Source organism: Vibrio sp. 99-70-13A1, from assembly GCF_013114625.1.
Taxonomy (GTDB): Bacteria; Pseudomonadota; Gammaproteobacteria; order Enterobacterales; family Vibrionaceae; genus Vibrio.
In genome coordinates, this window is sequence record NZ_VTXD01000049.1 from 1 (window position 1) to 17,260 (window position 17,260).

Annotated in this window: 13 protein-coding genes; 6 read left to right on the forward strand and 7 right to left on the reverse strand. The window is 39.2% G+C overall.

Annotation, left to right across the window (positions count from 1 at the left end; translation table 11 throughout):
- Positions 1-80: 80 nt before the first annotated feature.
- Positions 81-491, reverse strand: coding sequence for an alternative ribosome rescue aminoacyl-tRNA hydrolase ArfB (gene arfB, locus F0226_RS20675; RefSeq protein WP_171737398.1), 411 nt, complete (start codon positions 489-491; stop codon positions 81-83).
- A gap of 87 nt (positions 492-578) precedes the next feature.
- Between arfB and F0226_RS20680 the strand changes: the two genes are divergently transcribed.
- Entirely contained in the window at positions 579-1,190 is a 612-nt protein-coding gene (locus tag F0226_RS20680; RefSeq protein WP_171737399.1) for a beta-phosphoglucomutase family hydrolase, read from the forward strand.
- A 44-nt stretch (positions 1,191-1,234) separates the two neighbouring features.
- Here the strand turns inward: F0226_RS20680 and F0226_RS20685 are convergent, their stop codons facing one another.
- The 4 genes from F0226_RS20685 to F0226_RS20700 form a co-directional block, all read right to left on the reverse strand.
- Positions 1,235-3,142 (reverse strand): diguanylate cyclase, encoded by a 1,908-nt coding sequence (locus tag F0226_RS20685; RefSeq protein ID WP_171737400.1) that lies wholly within the window; start codon positions 3,140-3,142, stop codon positions 1,235-1,237.
- A 161-nt stretch (positions 3,143-3,303) separates the two neighbouring features.
- A complete protein-coding gene (locus tag F0226_RS20690; protein WP_171737401.1) occupies positions 3,304-5,124 on the reverse strand; it encodes a formate--tetrahydrofolate ligase in 1,821 nt (606 codons plus the stop codon).
- 274 nt (positions 5,125-5,398) lie between these two features.
- Complete coding sequence (locus F0226_RS20695) at positions 5,399-6,703, reverse strand: inosine/guanosine kinase (protein WP_171737402.1); 1,305 nt, start codon at positions 6,701-6,703, stop codon at positions 5,399-5,401.
- Between the two features lie 118 nt (positions 6,704-6,821).
- Positions 6,822-7,298, reverse strand: a complete 477-nt coding sequence (locus F0226_RS20700; protein ID WP_171737403.1) for a CreA family protein — start codon at positions 7,296-7,298, stop codon at positions 6,822-6,824.
- A 258-nt stretch (positions 7,299-7,556) separates the two neighbouring features.
- Between F0226_RS20700 and F0226_RS20705 the strand changes: the two genes are divergently transcribed.
- From F0226_RS20705 to F0226_RS20715, 3 genes are all read left to right on the forward strand, one after another.
- Positions 7,557-8,063, forward strand: coding sequence for a hypothetical protein (locus F0226_RS20705; protein ID WP_171737404.1), 507 nt, complete (start codon positions 7,557-7,559; stop codon positions 8,061-8,063).
- A 62-nt stretch (positions 8,064-8,125) separates the two neighbouring features.
- Positions 8,126-9,883, forward strand: coding sequence for an HD domain-containing phosphohydrolase (locus F0226_RS20710; protein ID WP_171737405.1), 1,758 nt, complete (start codon positions 8,126-8,128; stop codon positions 9,881-9,883).
- Positions 9,884-10,090: 207 nt separating this feature from the next.
- On the forward strand, positions 10,091-10,804 hold the full coding sequence (locus F0226_RS20715; RefSeq protein WP_171737406.1) for an HAD-IA family hydrolase: 714 nt from the start codon (positions 10,091-10,093) through the stop codon (positions 10,802-10,804).
- Here F0226_RS20715 and F0226_RS22780 read toward each other — a convergent pair.
- Positions 10,752-10,961, reverse strand: coding sequence for a hypothetical protein (locus F0226_RS22780; protein WP_137374165.1), 210 nt, complete (start codon positions 10,959-10,961; stop codon positions 10,752-10,754). The two genes, F0226_RS20715 and F0226_RS22780, sit on opposite strands and share 53 nt — an antisense overlap.
- Positions 10,962-11,156: 195 nt before the next feature.
- Between F0226_RS22780 and F0226_RS20725 the strand changes: the two genes are divergently transcribed.
- Positions 11,157-12,257 (forward strand): efflux RND transporter periplasmic adaptor subunit, encoded by a 1,101-nt coding sequence (locus F0226_RS20725; protein ID WP_171737407.1) that lies wholly within the window; start codon positions 11,157-11,159, stop codon positions 12,255-12,257.
- Positions 12,258-12,267: 10 nt separating this feature from the next.
- The gene (locus tag F0226_RS20730) at positions 12,268-15,360 is read left to right on the forward strand and encodes an efflux RND transporter permease subunit (protein ID WP_171737408.1); all 3,093 of its coding nucleotides are present in this window, start codon (positions 12,268-12,270) and stop codon (positions 15,358-15,360) included.
- A gap of 286 nt (positions 15,361-15,646) precedes the next feature.
- Here the strand turns inward: F0226_RS20730 and F0226_RS20735 are convergent, their stop codons facing one another.
- A complete protein-coding gene (locus F0226_RS20735; protein WP_171737409.1) occupies positions 15,647-17,077 on the reverse strand; it encodes a methyl-accepting chemotaxis protein in 1,431 nt (476 codons plus the stop codon).
- Positions 17,078-17,260 lie beyond the last annotated feature (183 nt).

The window sequence follows — 17,260 nt, forward strand, 5'->3', positions numbered from 1 at the left end:
ATATAAATATTGTTAACCATCTGAGCATATTATAAATAGAGAGATAATCAATCCGAATTCCAATAATGGGATGGAATACGCTAATTAACCTTTGATCTTAGTTTTTTAGTCTGGCTACGTTGGTTCTTTGATTCTAGACGTCTTTTTTGAGAGTTACGAGTTGGCTTAGTCGCTCTTCTTACTTTTTCTACTTTAGTTGCACTCAAAATGAGTTCTTTCAATCTTTCTAAAGCATCATCACGGTTCTTTTCCTGAGTCCTATGCTGCTGAGCCTTGATGATGATTACTCCCTCTTTTGTAATACGGCTGTCTTTAAAAGCGAGTAACCTTTGTTTATAAAAGTCAGGCAGTGAAGAGTGGTGTATATCAAAACGCAGATGTATAGCGCTAGACACTTTATTTACGTTTTGTCCGCCAGCGCCTTGCGCACGGATCGCTGTGAGTTGAAGTTCCCAGCTTTTGATGGTGACAGAGTTTGAAATTTGTAACATAGAGCCATATTCACAACGGAAATTGATAGCGCATGATACGCAATGTTGGGTAAGGTATCAGTAAATTTTTAATAGAGTAATAATGAAATGGCAATTGATTTAAGTGTTTACGAGGGCTTAATTTTTGATATGGATGGGACGCTAATCGATACTATGCCTGCACATATGAAGGCTTGGAAAGAAACGGCTGAACATTTCAACTTCATTTTCGATGAGCAATGGATTCACAGCTTGGGTGGGATGCCAAGTTTTAAAATCACTTCTCAAGTGAATATGAAGTATGGTTTAAATCTTGATCCTACAATAGTGTCGCAATTTAAAATGAAAGCGTTTTCTGAAATTGGTAACAAAGGCTCTATTATTGAGTGTACCTACTCCTTGTTAATGAAACATCAATCAGATAAGAAACTCGCAGTTGGTACTGGGAGTCAAAGAGTGAGTGCGACACAGTTACTAGAGCAGAACAATATAATAGATAAAATTAACGCTCTTGTGACCGCAACGGATGTCGAGAACCACAAACCCAACCCGGATACATTTTTGAGAGCCAGTGAATTACTGGATTTAGAACCGAGTCAGTGCGTTGTGTTTGAAGATACTGAGCTAGGTAAGCAAGCCGCTCATGCTGCCAATATGGACTGTATCATGGTTGTGGGTGGTAACCAGTTAGAGTTATATCCTAAACCGATATCGAGTTAGTGGGTAGAAAGCCCTAACTACTATTTTTATCTAAGTAATTGGACTTAAGCAATTTGGTTTACCTCTTCATCAAGGAAAATACAGATTGCATTACGACCACTGGTTTTTGCATCATAGAGAGCTAAATCAGCACATTTATAGTTGACCTTCGCGTTGTCAGTAATATTAGTGACGCCACCGCTTATAGTCACCTTGTATTCCAACTCGATATGAATGGCAATTCGAAGGCGGTTTAATACACAATAAGCCTCATTGGTTGATGTGTGAGGGAGAATGATTCCAAACTCTTCACCGCCAATTCGAGCGACAAAATCGGTTTCTCGGCATTCGCGCTCTAAAACTTTTGCCACGGTTTGAATCACAGCATCACCATAGTCATGACCATGTGTGTCGTTTATTCGTTTGAAATGATCAATATCGAGAATGGCTAAGCAAGATTCTATTTTATCAGGGTAGCGAGTGGTACGTAGACATTCGTCCCTTAGCTCAATATCAAATTTTCTTCTATTCCAGCAGCCTGCAAGGGCGTCTTTTTCGCTTAAATCTCTTAAACGTTTTTCTAGTTCTTTATGGCGGCTGATATCAACGAAAGAAGCGACATAAAACTGAATGACACCGAGTTTGTCTTTAATTGCCTGAATTCGAAGTATTTCTGTAATAAGTGAGCCATCTTTACGCTTATTAACGACTTCACCTTCCCACATGTCTTTGTCTCGAATAACAGCCCACATGTTGATATAAAACTCTTGGTTATATTTACCAGAAGCAAACATTGAAGGCTGCCTTCCTTTTACTTCATCAATTGTGTACCCACTAATTCGGGTGAATTCTTGGTTAACTTTGATAATGCGATTATTACGGTCGGTAATAACAAGTGCAGACATGCCATTCATAGCAGCCGTTGCTAATTGGCTTTCAATACTGTTTTTCTTGTGTGTGTAGTTCCACAAAATAAAGCCACTAGAAAGTAGGAATATAATGATGCCTAAAGTAACCGCTTGTTCGATAGTTGAACGTACTTCACTGCTATAAAGCTCATTAAACTGAATGTTTTCTACTTTAAGTACCATGTATAAAGGACCTGAAATTTGCTGTATATCAGGTCCCACATCTGTATAGATGTACCATGATTCACCTTCTAAATAGCTACCACTCGCATGTTTTTGAATTTCACTCCATAGGGCTGGTTGGGTGATGGCGTATGTATTATCAAAGCGGTTTGGAAGTAAATGACCGAATGCGTGATCTAAGTCATTATCCATAATGATATGGCCTGATTGATTGAGAAGCACTGGTAAACTTTGGTTGGTTTGCTTTTCATACTGAAGCTGTTGATAAATATCCGACATGCTGAGGTTAACAATAAAATACCCCAGTTTTTGATTATCTTTAGTTGCCACTGTTGTCATGATTCGTAAAGCAGGGATTAATGGTTGAACAATCTTCCCATTTTCTATTTCAAGATCAATTCCGTGGGCAACCACTTGTCCAATCGTGAGGCTTTGTGCTTCTTTAAAGTAATCTCTAGAAGATTTATTTTGAAGTTCTGAACTAGGAACGGTATTAGATTTTCCGTCTTTATAGTTAATACGGATCACTTCATTACCATACAAATCTAGGTAACGAATTTGAGAATAATACTTTTGACCTAACGCGAGCATATTCCAAAGATCTTCAACAGACGCTGTATTGTCAATTGTGGGTTGGTCAATGGCTTTAAGCAAAGTTTTAGATTGAGCGAGAGTAGGAATTGAAATGGCAATTTCGCGAATAATGTCTTTTAATTTATGAGAACTGTATTCTATTTGGTTATAGCTGGATTGCTGAACATTTCGATTGTATTGAGTCTCAATACGATCAAGTTCTGAATTTATATAGAGGGCAGGAACCAAGCCAAGTGCGAAAGCTACGAAGAAGAATTGTCCGACTAATTTAATGATATTCGTATTCATTATTTCCCTCAAATGTCGGCAGAATAATACAGTTTCATATTGAGAAATAATGTGATCTTAACCCCAGTAGTTGGCTTAGCCTTACTAGAATTCAGGTTATTGAGCGTGCAGGATGCTGTGAATATGTAATGGTATACACATTCACGGCATGTATGGGTTGGTTAGCTAAGCCCTACGATTTCACCATCTGAATTAATATCTAACGACATAAACGCTGGCTTATCAGGAAGACCTGGCATTGTCATTACGTTGCCGCACAAAGCATAAATAAAACCAGCGCCTGCACAAAGTTTGAGTTCGCGTATTGGTACATCAAATTGGCTTGGTGCACCTTTTATATGTGCTTCTGTTGAAATAGATAATGGTGTTTTTGCTAGGCAAACCGCTAAATTGGCGTATCCAGCCTTCGTGTATTGCTGCAGTTGGCATTTTGCAGTTTCAGAAAGTGTAATACTGCTTGCGCCATATCCAACCTCTGCCACAGCCATGATTTTTTCTTCAAGCGTTTGCTCAAACTTGTAGAGCGGTGTGAAAGTGTCGTCATTTTCACAGGCTTTAATCACTGACTTAGCCAGCTCAATTGTGCCTTTACCACCTCTGCCGAAAGCTTCGCTGATTTCAACTGCAACCTTAGGGTCGTAAGACTCAACCATTGATTTGAGTAACGCTAATTCATCGGTTGAGTCTTGAGGGAATCGATTAATTGCAACAACAGGCGTGACCCCATACTTTTTAACGTTATTAATATGCCATTTAAGGTTTTCAAAACCTGCATTTAATGCATCATGGTCATCGTTAAAAATTGAGTCTGGTAGTGGGTTCCCTGGTCGAAGGTCATATAAACCTGAGTTGGCTTTTAAGCCTCGTAAGGTAGCAACAATAACCGCGCAGTCTGGAGATTTTTCCGATGTTTGCGCTTTAATATTACAGGCCTTTTCAAACCCCATATCAGAGCCGAAACCACCTTCGGTCACTACATAGTCAGAAAGTCGTAATGCAATGTTATCGGCAATAATAGATGAATTACCATGGGCGATATTTGCAAAAGGACCCGCGTGGATAAAAGTAGGGACACCTTCAAGGGTTTGCATTAGTGTCGGCTCTATGGCGTCTTTCAGAGTAACGGTCATTGCCCCAGCTACCTGGAAATCATCCGCAGTGAGAGGCTGATTGTTGAGGTCATAAGCTAATACAATCTTGCCAATCCGTTTTCTCAAATCTTGTAAATCTGAGGTGAGCGCTAAAATTGCCATTAATTCAGATGCAGCAGAAATATCAAACCCATCTTCACGCTCATAGCCGTTTATAGATTTGCCCGCTTCATTTTTACCTACGGTAATCATGCGTAAAGCGCGGTCATTATGATCAAGGACTCTTCGCCAAACAATTTTGTTTGAATTGATGTTTAATGCTTTCAGTCCAGAGCGACTCTCAAAAGCTTCAGAGCCTTGTCTTTGCTCATGATAGATACGCGCATCAATGGCAGCAGAAGCAAGGTTGTGTGCAGCTGTAACCGCGTGAATATCACCTGTAAGGTGTAAATTTAGCTCTTCCATAGGGGCTACTTGCGAATATCCGCCTCCAGCCGCACCGCCTTTAACACCAAAAACAGGTCCCATTGAAGGCTGTCGAATACAAGCTGAAACCGATTCATTTAATTTGGCAATGCCTTGCGCTAACCCAATCGTTGTGACTGTTTTTCCTTCACCTAGGGGCGTAGGGGTAATCGCGGTAACAACAATCAGTTTGCCAGGAGCTTTTGCTTTATGAGTTGTATTGGCGAGAGCAGGAGATAAACCTTTTATATCAGAACCAACGCTTACAGAAGAATCAGAGCTTAAACGGTCTAAGCAGCGAAGGGATATTTTGGCTTTATGCTGACCAAGTGCTTGGAATTCATGATCCAGTAATCCTGCTTTACGAGCAATTGAGTTGATCGGGGCTAGTACTGTCGAACGACAGATATCAATATCAGAAAGCATTTTTGCTCCTCTATCAAACAAGAAATAGTATACGTAATCGTTTGCGTGAGGATGTTAAGGCATTAAATTCTGATGTAAAGGCAAACGAGTAAATTTATGTGCTAGAAGATAACAGATCTACAGTGACATTGCGCGAGATCAAATCTAGAAAGCGGTAATTGTAAAATCAAATTAGTTTTATGAAATGTACAAACGTGTCGCCAATAAAAAAGGCTACAAAAAGTAGCCTTTATTTCACATGTTCTAATAGCACTAAAAGGACTACTGAGACGAATTAACGATCCCAGTATGTTTCTTCTAAGCTATCCTCGCGCTCTGGTAATGCACGAGAAAGGCGAGGTGAATGTTGAGTCAATACTTCATAGCTCACTCGGTTCGCGTACTTACAAATTTGAGAAAGTGAAGAATAAGTTAAGCACTCATGCTCGTGCTTCTCTGAATTTGGAACGTTAACATGGTGGTAGCTATTTGCAGCCATATCATGCAGTAACGCAGACAAAGCACCATCTCCTGCACCATTCGTATTTTTTATCTCAAGTGGGCCACCAAGGTAAGGACCGATGTGAGAATATACTTTAACTGGGTTTGTGCAATCAGCTTTACGCATAGCACGGCTAAACTCATACTTGTTGAATTCAGGTATGTTACCCGGAAGTAGAGGTAAGGTAGTTTCTCGTTTAGCTAATTCGTCAGTGTAGCCAGCCATGTATAACCCTATAGGACCAGCAGTACATAGCACTAGGTCAACCCATTCCAAAGCTTTGTTTGCCGCTAGAAGGGGATCTTTTTCACCCGTTAATGCTTCACCTTCATCTTCATTCATTGCGACGATGGTTACATTTTCTTTTAGATATGCCTGCCACCATTCAGCATTACCTTCAATCACATATTTAGTACCTAGCGTTAATACGACAGGCACATTATGAGCTTTTGCGTAAGAAATGGCTTTTTGCACCGCTTGAGGCATTGGATCTTCTGGTTTACCACGCATTAAGTATGACGATACAACTAATGCGGATGCTTTTTCGAAGACTTTCTCAGGAATACTTTCTGGAAGCAACTGGTTCATGTGGCCTTCATTAATCGCAAAAGTACGCTCTCCGTCTTCTGAAATTAATGTGTAGCAACGACCAATTGGACCATCAACCGTTTGTAGGTGGTTTAGGTTCATGCGTGAAGAGGTACGGCAAAGGTAGCGGTAGCCAAACGATCCTACTTCGATTTTTTTAGACATAACACCAAGTAGAACTGATTTGCTGTCTGCAAGAACCGAATAGTTATGAAGTGTGTTACCAATCGTATCACCTGGATATTGATGCGTAATTAAACCGCGCTCAACTAACTCTTCATACAGTGCGTCGGCTTTGCTTTCTTCTAGTACAAGTGAGTGACCTTTACTCAGCTCGTATTTTTCTAAGAATGCGTTGTCAACACGGGCTTCAATATCAACAATAGTTTGACCTACGCCAACAATAGTCGCGCGATGCAATTTAGGTGTTTGTTGAATTTGATTGACCAATGGGTCGCGAGCATGAGTTGGAAAGTAGTGCTTAGATTTACGCTGTCCAGGAAACTTCATATGAAAAATACAGTGAGAAAATTTTCCCGCATGATATCACATTATTGTATTTTTTCTTTCATTTTTATTACATAAAGAACCACCTGAGCATGTAATGAACAGGTGATTCATTACTAAGCTATTTCTCTAGGTTGAGAGTGTTTGGGTCGGTGTAAGCTTTTGTTCCCCATAGAGGAACGGTAGAAAGGCTGTGTTTAAAGCTACCAGATGTCTCTTTAGTAGAATATGATAAGTACATTAGAGTTTGATTTTCTGGATCAAAAATACGTCTTATTTTCATATTCTTAAAAAAGATGCTTTTTGATTTTTTGAAAACCACTTCGCCAGACTTACTGGTATCAATATTACTCAGCATATCAAGAGTGATTTCACCCGTTTGGCGACATGAAATTGAGCTGTCACTTGGATCAGCTAAACTGAAATCAGCTTCGATGCTTGCAACGTGGCATGTGACACCTGGTACTTCAGGGTCGATAAGAGTGTTGAGTTTGATGTCTTTCATGGTAAACATACCAAGTGAGACATCACCAACTTCATTATCAGAACAACCTGCAAGTAGTGTTACAAGTCCAACGGCAACTAAGGCTTTTTTCATAAGAAATCCTTTTAATTTAATGAGTTCGAATTGTTTTAATCCGCTTCCTAATATTTATGTAGGAGTTTAGAACTTTTCTTACCTTAACGAAAGGTTCATTGCTGTATATAGAAAGGAAGAAATTATGAAGTACCTAAAGTGCTTGTTGCTTGTATCTACGGTCTGTATGATTTTTGGCTGCAGTTCGGCACCTAAGTCGAATGTGTGCCTACCAAATAATTGTGATATTTGGGGGTAACAATTAAAGGTAATAAAAGAATGAATAATGAAATACCTGCAATCGCGTCAACAAAGAATGATTGGCTATTGAGCCAAGTAGATGTCGCTTTCCCAACTAAAGAGTGTCTACTCGGGCGAGATATTTACCAGCAAAATATTCAGAAAAAGTCGTACCAAGTCATCACATCCACTGACATTGATAATAATGAAAACCAAGTAGATGAAATCTATAAAGTTGATTTCCATAAACTTACGGTTATGTTTTCATTGAACCAAGCCAGTGCTGGCGGGAGTGAAACCCAAAAAGCTAATCTTCTCGAATTTTTTAGTCAGATCATTCTTTGTGATGACCACAGCCTATATATTGGTTTAGCGAATGGTGATGTAGTCGCCAGTGCTATTTTGACCGTTGATGAAGAGTCTCTACTCGTTTCTGATGTTGTGAATAATCATTCAAATCAAAATGCGCTTGATTTTGCTTATCAACTTATTGCATTTTGGAAGCAAGATCATGGTTCCAAGGCTAAATGTTGGCTGGAAAGCTAAAGGTACTTTTTAGTGGCTTTCAATATACAGTAATATGCGGCTTCAATTTTTGAGGGGCAAATATGTTAAGAGTCATACTGGCTATTACTGTGTTGTGTGTGAATGCTTTCACTTCGCATGCTGTTGCTGATTCCTCTAGTTGGAATATAAAGCGCATACTCATTGTGCATTCTTATGAGCCGTCTTATCAATGGACGGCTGATTTACAAAAAGGCATAGATAACGCCTTCAGTCATTCCAATACCCCAGTGAAGCTATCCATTGAATATCTTGATACAAAACGCATTAATAGCCCAGATTATTACCAATCTCTGACTGAGTATTTCACACAAAAATACACAGGTTATAAATTTGATGGCGTCATCGCTACAGATGATAATGCCGTTAAATTCCTCAATACTTTCCGGTTTAAAACTAATCGCAATACTCCAATTGTAGCGGTGGGTATTAATGATACTTCAGCGAATCTTTACAATATTACCGATAAAGCAACCATGCTTTATGAACGTGACAATATTACAGAAAATATCAAATTGATTAATAAGTTGAGACCTAATCTAAAGAATCTATATTATCTTGCAGATTACAGTGTCACTTCTGAATTGATTAGAAATGAAGTGATACAGACCTTGTCGGAATTTCCTGATATCAATTTAGTGGAGCTTAGGGACCAAAGCTTAGAAGAAGCCAGCTCTATCCTTAGTAAAGTGTCTTCTGATGACGCCGTTCTTTTAACTCACTTTAATACTCAGCTTGAGCAAAGCATTTATCATAGCTATCAAGAAGTCGCGCATGAGATATCGGCTTATAGTGCTGCACCTGTTTTTTCTCTTTGGAAATTTAACATTCAAGGTGAGGTGCTAGGTGGCTATGTCAATTACTCAGAAAGCATGGGGAAAGATGCAGTTATAGCATTAAATAAATACGTGCCGCTTAATCTACCAGAAACATATAAGGCTGGTAGTAATAAGCGAGTCGTTTTTGATTACACAGTGATGGATAGATTTGATATTAGTAAACGCATGTTGCCGAGAGACACTGTTTACCTAAATGAACCCACATCATTTATTAAAGAAAACTATCGATTATTGATTGCGGTTGGCATTGTGTTCGTAGGCTTAGTTACCATCATTTTGATGCAATTTATTACATTGCGGCAAAAGAAAGAGTTAGCCAAGAAGAATAAGAAGATCCTCGCATTACAAAAAAGCACCCTCAATGTGCAAAAAGAAATGATCCACTTACTTGGTGAAGCAATTGAAACTCGATCTGGTGAGACTGGAAACCACGTTAAACGAGTGGCTAAATTGTCAGCGTTATTAGCCCGTTTACAAGGTTTAAGCCACAGAGAAGTGGAAATGATAGAGATTATTAGCCCAATGCATGATGTGGGTAAAATATCCGTTCCTGAAGCAGTATTGGATAAACCTGGTAAATTAACAGCGGCTGAATGGGAAATCATGAAGAACCATACAACGGCTGGCTATAATCTTTTGAAGTCGGGTAATGGCGATATTACAAACCTAGCAGCTATTATTGCTAATGAACACCATGAGCGATGGGATGGAGCTGGGTACCCAAGCGGTAAAGCCGCTGAAGATATCCACTTATTTGCTCGAATCACAAGTATAGCCGATGTATTTGATGCGCTGCTAAGTGCTCGTTGTTACAAAGAACCCTGGTCAATTGATAAGGTGGTTTCTTTGTTCATTGAAGAGCAAGGTAGGCAATTTGATCCACACCTGACACAATTGCTCCTGACGAACTTAGATGATTTCGTTGAAATAAGAAATACATACCCCGATACCTCATTTAGCTAACTACGATTATTTACTAGCTCTGCTTTCTACAGAGCTAGTTTTATCTTTAAGGTTTATAAAACACCCAACTATCTACTGTATCCCGTGATCTATTTCATATTTCGCAAAGCTAAATAAGTCGGTATCTGCAAATTGCTACATCAGTCATGCCTATAAAATTGAGTTGCCTATATTATGAAACTTAGGTTAAAGCTTAATGAGCAGAGCATGATTCAACAAGAAATTAAATGCGTCATTTTTGATTGTGATGGAACGCTAATAGATAGCGAGAAACTGTGTTGTCAGGCGTTAGTGAATGTCTTTTCAGAATTCGATGCCAACTTATCCATTGAGGAGTCTCTGATTCATTTCCAAGGCGGAAAACTTGCTGATATTTTGTCTGAGACGCAACAGCGGCTGGGTCTGTCGATCTCACTTGATATTTTAGAGCCTCTATATCGGCAAGAAGTTGATAACTTGTTTTTACGTCACTTGCAGCCTATGAATGGTGCTCTGGAGCTAATTCAATATTTAAAAAATGAAAATATTGAATTTTGTATTGCTTCAAATGCGCCCAAGTCGAGAATTGAATCATCTCTATTGATGACAGGGTTGTTCGAGCATTTCAAAGGGAAGATCTTCTCTGCTTTCGACGCGAACAGCTGGAAACCTGAGCCAGATTTGATCCTATACACAGCAATGAATATGGGCTTTCTACCCAGTGACTGTATTTATGTGGATGACACAAAGAAAGGTATTGAAGCAGGCATTCGAGCAGGCATTAAAACCTTCTGTTTAAAGACATTTAATATTGTGGATAAAACTAAGGTCGAAACACTTAATGCATCGACCTTGGATATTCATAGCTTAGATGAACTTACAGCATGGATTAATGACAAGCACTACTTAAGCAATGCATCACGCTCTGAGGTTGTGGGTTAATTGGAACAAGGTTAGTTGGATTAATTTGGCTAAATTGTTTGGTATGAAACCCACAGGAACCACAAGTGAATTTTTCTCCATTTTCTGATATGAAGTATTCATCATGTTGGCAAAGAGGGCATGTAATATCATTTGGCGGTGTTTTTTTTGTAGTCATAATGTCACCTGGCAGCAATAAGATAGCGCGAATAAATGTAACTATATTAGATTAACGCTATGCTCGAATATTAGACAGTTATCTATAGAATAGTTTTTAAATTTGAGACCAGCCTCAAGATACTCTATATAAAATAGATTAACAACATGCGGTAAGGTATAGTGGTATGGAATACCATAAACTTTAGGCTTAGTTGTGAAATTTATTTATTTGCTCATATCCGCTGCAGTTCTGTCAGGCTGTAATCAAAACAAAGACAGTTCTCAAATTGAAACAGATGAACCTGTTAGAAGTGTTAAATATACTAAAGCGATTTATCAATCCCACACTCAATTTCGTGAGCTTACTGGAATTATTCGTAGTGCTCAGACTTCTCCCATCAGTTTTCAAGTCAGCGGCACTGTTAATAATATTCTTGTCTCTAAAGGTCATAAAGTTAAGCAAGGTCAAGTACTTGCTCAATTAGAAACCAGTGACCTGTTACTCGCTCTTCGTAAAGCTCAAGCCTCTGTCGGTGCTGCCAAAGCTTCACGTCTTCAAGCTGAAGATAAATTCCAACGATCTGAAAAGTTAAACAGTAAAGGCTTTGTTTCAGATTCTGAACTTAATGCTATTCGCGCTGATTTTGATGCTAAACACCAGCAAGAGCAACTTGCACTTACTGATCTTTCGAATGCTGAATTGAACCTTGAACGAGCAAAACTGTATGCGCCGTTCTCTGGTCAAATTAGCCAAGTCTTTATTGACGATTACACTGAAATAAACTCGGGTCAGAAGATTATTGAGTTAGTTAATGATTTCGCCTATGAAGTCGATTTTCTTTTACCTGAGGCATTAATCCAAGAAGTGAAATTTGGGGAACAAATACAAATTATTGTTCCAGCCTTAAATGATACGGTTTTTATCGGTCAAGTTTCTGAAATTGGTGCAGTTGTTGAACGCGGTAATGCATATGCAGTAACACTGTTATTAAGCGAACCAACAGCAGCACTACGCAATGGGATGTCTGCAAATATTCAGCTTAATATTGGAAATACCAGTCAAGATGTTGTTCTACTGCCATTAGAAGCATTTAACTTTAATGATAAAGATGCCAAAAATTCTGAATTAAACTCTGCGATATATGTTGTTGACCCTGATACGAAGCGTCTTGAAAAGCGGTATGTATCAACCAAAAATAATATCAACTCTGAAGTTGTAGTATTAAACAACTTAGCAGAGGGTGAAATTGTTGTGACAGCAGGTATTCCTTTCTTATATGAAGGGCAAGAAGTTACTTTATGGGAAGGGTTATAGGAATTCTCATATGTATAAAATTACTGAACTCGCCTTAAAGTATCATCGATTTACTCAAGTTTTTTTAGTCATGCTGTTTGTTCTAGGTATCAGCACTTTTAAGAATGCCCCTAGCAAAGAAGACCCAGAAATTTTGATTCGTAATGCGGTTGTGGTTGCCCAATTTCCAGGTATGTCACCAGATAGAATTGAGAACTTCATTACCAAGCCGCTTGAGAGAGAAATTAAACAGATCTCGGAAGTGACAGACATTAAATCCTGGTCGCGTACGGGTGTTTCTCAAATTACAGTTACTGTTGATGATAAATATTTTGACTTGCAACCTATTTGGGACACGTTACGTAACCGAATGGACAGCATGAAAAGCGAACTGCCAGATGGCACGATTGGTCCTATCGTGAATGACGAATTTGGTCGGGTTTACTCAGCAACTATCGCACTGACAGGTGATGGTTTTGATGATCGCGAACTTAGAAAGATAGCTGAAGATCTTCAAGATCAATTGAGTAGCATTCAAACGGTTTCTCAAGTTGAATTGTATGGTGTTAATGAAGAAAGAATTTGGATAAAAGCTCGCAGTGGAGCCATAGAAAATCAAAAATTTTCTTTTCGCCAAATAATCACAGCTTTGCAAACTCGCAATGTGGTGCTTCCGGGAGGAAGCATTGAAAGTGATACGCTTCAAATCGAGATAGAGCCAACGGGTAACTTCAATACTGTTGATGAAATTCTAAATTTAGATCTTCAAGAAAGGGAGTCGGGAAATACCGTTTATCTTCGAGACTTAGCGGATGTAAAAAGAGGGTATGAAGACCCATTTAATACACCAGTGTACTTTAATGGCAAGAAAGCAGTAATCATTGCAGCGTCAATGGCCTCTGGTAGCCAGAGCGATGAATTTGGCTTAAAGGTTCAAGAATTTTTAGAAGAAAGTCAGTTTCAACTACCCGTTGGGATGAAATTAGATCTGGCGACATTCCAGCCTGAAAAAGTTAATGCGTCTGTTAGCTCAGCCACAACCAATCTAATGCAAACGGTCGCGGTTGTACTGGCTGTGGTTATGGTCTTTCTCGGGGTCCGCATGGGGCTTATCGTGGGAAGCATTGTGCCTCTAACTATTCTGATGACAGTTGTCGGCATGTCGCTTTGGGGAGTTGAGCTTCAGAGAATGTCGATTGCCGCTATTATTATTTCACTGGGTCTGCTGGTGGATAATGGAATAGTTGTTGCTGAATTCATCAAAAGTAAAATATCAGAAGGGGTTGACCGTACTGAAGCTGCTATATCGGCTTCGAAAGCCATGGCAATACCACTTTTAACGTCTTCATTAACGACTATTTTGGCGTTTATGCCATTATTATTGGCTCAGGATGTGACAGGTGAATACTTACGTTCATTATCTCAAGTCATCACGGTCGCTTTGTTATCTTCTTGGTTTTTATGTTTGTTCGCAACACCTGCCATGTGTGTGTGGTTCATTAAGCCAAGCGCTAAACCTAGCAAAGAAAATAGTGAGTCAGTATTTCATTCCTTTTACCGCCGCTTTATAAGCGGAATCTTAAGAATGAGGCTTATCACTTTAAGCGTCGTCTTGATTATTTTTGCTGTATCTCTATATGGATTTAAGTTTGTGACTGTGCAATTTATGCCGGGTTCTGAACGAAATCAGTATCTTGTTTTTGTTGATCTCCCCGCAGGGACAACGGCGAAAGAGTCAGATAGGGTATCGACGCGCTTAGATAATTGGTTACTCGATACTCAAGAAAACCCTGATGTGGTCAGCACTGTTCGTTATGTCGGTGATGGCGGTCCGAGGTTCTTCTTGGCTTTATCTCCTATTGATAGAGTGCCAAATCGAGTGTTTATGGTCGTGAATACCAAAGACTATGAATCGGCACTGACGATGGTAAATAAAACCAACCGATTTATTTCTCAGCAATTACCGGAAGCCAGCGGTCAAGCCAAACGAATGTGGTTAGGTGGCACTGAGCTTGGTTTAGTTGAATATCAAGTGGTGGGTAAAGACATTAAAGTGATTCAAGGTATCGCAAAAGATATTGAAGTTGCGTTAAGAAAAGTTCCGGGAGCAGTTGGTATACGCAACGATTGGGAAAACAATGTTCCTAAGTTGGTATTGAATATCGATCAAGCCCAGGCTCTGAGAGCCGGAGTAAGCAGCAAAGATATTGCGACAAGCTTAAATGGTTACTTAAGAGGGCATGAAGTCACAAGCTACCGCGATGATGAGGATGTCATCCCTGTCATAGTGCAAGCCTCTGAAGATGAAACATCCATAGATAAGCTATTTACGACACAAATTGTCTCTTCAACGAATGGTGCATCTTTACCGCTGATACAATTTGCAACGATCGAACCGATGAGCGAAGCCTCTATTATTCGTCGTTTTAATCTAGAGCGTACAGTGACAATAAGTCTTAAACATGAATCTCTGCAAGCGAGTGAGCTTAATGAGCTTATTCAACCGACACTTGAGCAAATAGATTTACCACCGGGTTATCATATTGCGTTAGGAGGAGAGCTTAAAGGTGCAAGCAAAGCTAATGGCGCGCTATTTGGTTATTTACCTCAATGTTTTGCTGCCATGATTCTATTGCTATTGCTGCAATTTAATTCTTTGCGTCGACCTGCCATTATCTTGCTGACAATTCCATTATCTTTGATTGGTGCTGTTTCCGGCTTGTTGATTACGGATGCGTATTTTACGTTCCCAGCAATGCTCGGGATATTTAGCTTGGCTGGTATCATCATTAACAATGGTATCGTTCTTATCGATTGTATTGAACAAAACCGTAATGATGGTTTCAATATTCGACACTCAATTATTGAAGCTTGTGTCACGCGTTTTAGACCGATTGTGATGACAACACTGACAACGATCCTTGGTCTTATACCGCTTGCTATTTCTGGTGGAGAATTCTGGTACTCGATGTCTATTGTAATGATATTTGGTATGGCTGTTGGTACTTTGCTTACACTAGGCGTAGTGCCAGTCTTGTATAGCTTGTTTTTCAAGGACTCGATTCAAGATAAGAGTCGTTCTGATGATGAAAAACTGAGTAATACAAAAGCAGCTTCTGCATAGATTTAAATTATAGGTTTAAAGCAAAGGTATAAAAAGCATGATCTTGTGAAGTATAAGTATAAGTATAAGTATAAGTTTAAATGTAGATGTTATGCCTCGCTATGAAGGCTATGAAGGCTATGAAGGCTATGAAGGCTATGAAGTTTTTGATAGTGAGAGTTGAGTCAGGATATTTAATTAAGACTGGCTAGAAGGTAACGAAGTAAGCCATAAAACAAAAGGACTCTAATCGAGTCCTTTTTTAGTGAGTAAAGCTAAATAATATAAAGCTTATGATTGCTTCATGTTAGCTAGTTCTGTATCGCGATAACGTGCTAGATAAGTTAACTGAAGCATCTGTAAGTCTAGATACGCCATTCGAAGAGCTTTGAGCAACTTCTCGAATTACATCTGACTGGCTTCTTATATCATTAAGTTCAGCGGCAATAGTATTTGCTACGCTACTTTGCTCATCGGCAGAAGTTGCGATTTGTATGCTCATATCCATTAATGCTTGTGCTGAATCTGCAATTGCATTTACATCACCACCGATATTCGAAATTAAATCGCTACTCGTGTGTGCCTGACTTACGGTTTGCTGGGTAATAGTTGCAATGGTTTGGCTTTCACTTTGCAGTTTCTCGATCATTGCTTGAATTTCAACAGTCGCTGACTGAGTTCGGCTCGCAAGCGTTCTCACTTCATCCGCAACCACTGCGAAACCTCGACCTTGCTCTCCTGCTCGTGCTGCTTCAATTGCAGCGTTCAAAGCAAGTAGGTTAGTTTGCTCTGAAATAGCGTTAATCGTGGTGATCACTTCATTAATTTGGTTAGTGTTTTCATTCAAGCTTGTTACTGAAGAAGACGTTTGTTCAATTAATGTCGAAAGAGTCGAAATTTCAGAAATTGCTTGCTGAACTTTCGCATGGCTATTATGAACATGCTGTGCATCGTGCTCATTTTGTTGCGTAGCTCGTGCTGAAATGTTTGACACTTCTTGTGCTGATGCTGTCATTTGATCCATTGCGGTCGCAACCGAGTCAAGTGAAGCATGCTGGCTTGAAAGTTGGCTTTCGCTACGTTTCATTTCTGTTTCAAACGATGAAGATGTTTCACTTAAAGTTGCAGCACTTTCGTTTACGTTATTCACTAACTCACTTAATGTATCCATTGAGCGATCCAGTGCACAACCAATCGTACCAAACTCATCACGACCAGGGTGGAAGCCTAAGCGCGAAGTTAAGTCACCGTCACCAATCTTTTGGGTCGTTGAGTAAAGCACCCATAAAGCACCACCAAGGAAAGTGGCAACCCAATATACGAAAAGAGCAAAAGGAATGCACCATAAGTAGCTTAAAAGGAAAGAGTAAAAGGCATCTTGTTTTTGCTGTTTAGTATTACTACTTGGAAGTGAAAGTGAATAGTATTTTCCATCTTTTCCCTGTGCCGTTGCAGTAATTAAACCATTTCGATTGATGCTAGTGTCACTTGGTGATGAAACAGCCTGTAATTTATTGTATTGCTCTGATGGCTGATCCAGAACAGTGAGTATTCCATCAAGTTTCATTTCAACTTGTTGTTTAGCACTATCATTAATTTTGTCGATACTTGAAAAGTATCGGGCGCCAGCGACAGAACTCAGCGCAATAAGGAAGATAAAGAAAATTACCCACATTTTATCGTTGATAGACATCTTAATAAATAACTTATCTATCGTTCGAAATTCAACTTCTTTCATAAACACTCCACGGTATATCCATTACGATGAACTGTAATAAACACCACTAAATAAAAATGTGATACAAATCTGTTATTTTTGAAACATAGTGTTACATGAATCAAATTTATGAGATCTAACGCATTTACTCTTATATGCAACTTGGTATTATTTTTGGTTGATGATTTACATTTATAACAAATG

What these genes read in the sequence shown, in the direction of transcription:
- arfB (WP_171737398.1), bottom strand. Translation starts at nt 491, where the DNA reads ATGTTACAAATTTCAAACTCTGTCACCATCAAAAGCTGGGAACTTCAA.
- F0226_RS20680 (WP_171737399.1), top strand. Translation starts at nt 579, where the DNA reads ATGGCAATTGATTTAAGTGTTTACGAGGGCTTAATTTTTGATATGGAT.
- F0226_RS20685 (WP_171737400.1), bottom strand. Translation starts at nt 3,142, where the DNA reads ATGAATACGAATATCATTAAATTAGTCGGACAATTCTTCTTCGTAGCT.
- F0226_RS20690 (WP_171737401.1), bottom strand. Translation starts at nt 5,124, where the DNA reads ATGCTTTCTGATATTGATATCTGTCGTTCGACAGTACTAGCCCCGATC.
- F0226_RS20695 (WP_171737402.1), bottom strand. Translation starts at nt 6,703, where the DNA reads ATGAAGTTTCCTGGACAGCGTAAATCTAAGCACTACTTTCCAACTCAT.
- F0226_RS20700 (WP_171737403.1), bottom strand. Translation starts at nt 7,298, where the DNA reads ATGAAAAAAGCCTTAGTTGCCGTTGGACTTGTAACACTACTTGCAGGT.
- F0226_RS20705 (WP_171737404.1), top strand. Translation starts at nt 7,557, where the DNA reads ATGAATAATGAAATACCTGCAATCGCGTCAACAAAGAATGATTGGCTA.
- F0226_RS20710 (WP_171737405.1), top strand. Translation starts at nt 8,126, where the DNA reads ATGTTAAGAGTCATACTGGCTATTACTGTGTTGTGTGTGAATGCTTTC.
- F0226_RS20715 (WP_171737406.1), top strand. Translation starts at nt 10,091, where the DNA reads ATGATTCAACAAGAAATTAAATGCGTCATTTTTGATTGTGATGGAACG.
- F0226_RS22780 (WP_137374165.1), bottom strand. Translation starts at nt 10,961, where the DNA reads ATGACTACAAAAAAAACACCGCCAAATGATATTACATGCCCTCTTTGC.
- F0226_RS20730 (WP_171737408.1), top strand. Translation starts at nt 12,268, where the DNA reads ATGTATAAAATTACTGAACTCGCCTTAAAGTATCATCGATTTACTCAA.
- F0226_RS20735 (WP_171737409.1), bottom strand. Translation starts at nt 17,077, where the DNA reads ATGAAAGAAGTTGAATTTCGAACGATAGATAAGTTATTTATTAAGATG.